The 1688-nt window shown below is 50.5% G+C and carries 1 protein-coding gene and 1 pseudogene; one reads left to right on the top strand and one right to left on the bottom strand.

Annotation, left to right across the window (positions count from 1 at the left end; all coding sequences use genetic code 11):
* Nucleotides 1–1307: dihydrolipoamide acetyltransferase family protein (locus ABW391_RS27270; protein ID WP_353485073.1), on the bottom strand; the 1307-nt coding region annotated here is incomplete at its 3' end.
* 115 nt (nt 1308–1422) lie between these two features.
* Here ABW391_RS27270 and ABW391_RS27265 point away from each other — a divergent pair.
* Nucleotides 1423–1688 (top strand): annotated as a pseudogene (locus tag ABW391_RS27265) (recombination mediator RecR); the annotation flags it as partial.

The following is a 1688-nucleotide window of genomic DNA, read 5'->3' as shown; positions in this document are numbered from 1 at the left end:
ACTAAGAGTTTGATCGGTTCTTCCAATATAGACTTAAACGTCTGGAGGAATTGAGCTCCGGTGGCGCCGTCTACTACCCGGTGATCGCAAGAGAGGGTTACTTTCATGGTGTTGCCCACTACGATTTCTCCATTTTTTACGATTGGTTTTTCAAAAATCCCGCCAACTGCCAGGATGCAGGCATCGGGTGGATTGATGATGGCCGTAAATTCGTCGATGCCAAACATACCCAGGTTGGAAATGGTGAAGGTGTTGCCTGACATTTCATCCGGGTGCAGTTTGCGTTCTTTGGCTTTTCCGGCCAAGGTCTTCACCTCGGTATTGATTTGAGAGAGGGTTTTCATGTTGGCGTAGCGCACTACCGGAACCAATAAACCATCTTCAACGGCAACTGCTACCCCGACGTTGATGTCCTTGTTGTAGCGGATTTTATCACCCAACCAGGAAGAGTTGATCGCAGGGTGCTGGGTCAAAGAAGCCGCAACCGCTTTGATGACCAAATCGTTGAAAGAAAGTTTGGTAGGAGACACCTCGTTCAACTGCTTGCGTATTTCGATGGCGCGATCCATGTTGATCTCGATGGTCAGGTAGAAATGGGGAGCGGTGAACAGGCTTTCGCCCAAACGACGTGCGATGACCTTGCGCATTTGTGAAACCCCAACTTCTTCGTAGTTGTTGCCACCTGCATTGAATGCAAACGGAGCACTGCTTGGTGCTTCAGATTTGGTGCTGGGTGTGGCAACAGGTGCAGGCGTAGCAGGAGCGGTAGGCGTAGCTGGAGCAGTAGGCGTTGGAACAGGTGCAGTACCTTTGTTTTCCAAAAAGGCTTCAACGTCTTTTTTGACGATTCTGCCCTGATCTCCTGATCCCACCAGTTGTTCCAGGCTCACTCCTGATTCTTTGGCGATGTTTTTGGCCAGAGGAGAAGCTTTGATGCGGCTTTCTTCGGTACTTGCTGCAGCGGCAGGTACTTCCGCAACGGGCGCAGCAACAGGTGCAGGGGTTTGTCCATTGGCAGCTGGAGCAGCAGCGCCACCGTTGGCGGCAGCGAGTACCGCTTTCCAGTCTTCGCCGGGTTGACCGATCACCGCAATGACGCCATCAATGGCTACGGGGCCTTCTTTTACCGCAATATGCAGGATGACGCCTTCTACGAAAGCGTCTAGTTCCATAGTGGCTTTGTCCGTTTCCACCTCGGCCAGGGTCTGCCCTGGTTCTACGTGGTCGCCTTCTTTTTTCAACCAACCAATGATGTTGCCCTCTTCCATCGTATCGCTCATGCGGGGCATCCGGATGACTTCAGCCATATGTTTTTGCTTTTTGTCGTTTTAAATTCTGAATTCGCGACCAAATTTACAGTAATACCGATAGCACGCCAATTTGTTGCAAGAAAAATTTACGTGAGTACTTATCTTTACCCTCATGAACTTTTCATCCAAACTACTTGAAGACGCTGTAAATGCGTTTGCTAGCCTGCCGGGGATCGGTAAAAAGACCGCATTGCGGCTGGTTTTGCACCTGGTCAGCCGTGAAATAGACACCGTTGACCAGTTTGGCGCTGCCATTGTAAAAATGCGTCGAGAGATCAAAACTTGCAAAATTTGCCACAACCTGTCCGATGAAGACCTGTGTATGATTTGCCGCGATGCCCGCCGCGACCGCCATGTGGTGTGTGTGGTCGAAAGCAT

Origin of the sequence: Haliscomenobacter sp. (assembly GCF_040403615.1) — a bacterium.
In the GTDB taxonomy this organism is placed as follows: domain Bacteria; phylum Bacteroidota; class Bacteroidia; order Chitinophagales; family Saprospiraceae; genus Haliscomenobacter.
Note: the sequence above shows the minus strand (reverse complement) of the source record. Positions and strands in the feature narration are given on the sequence as shown.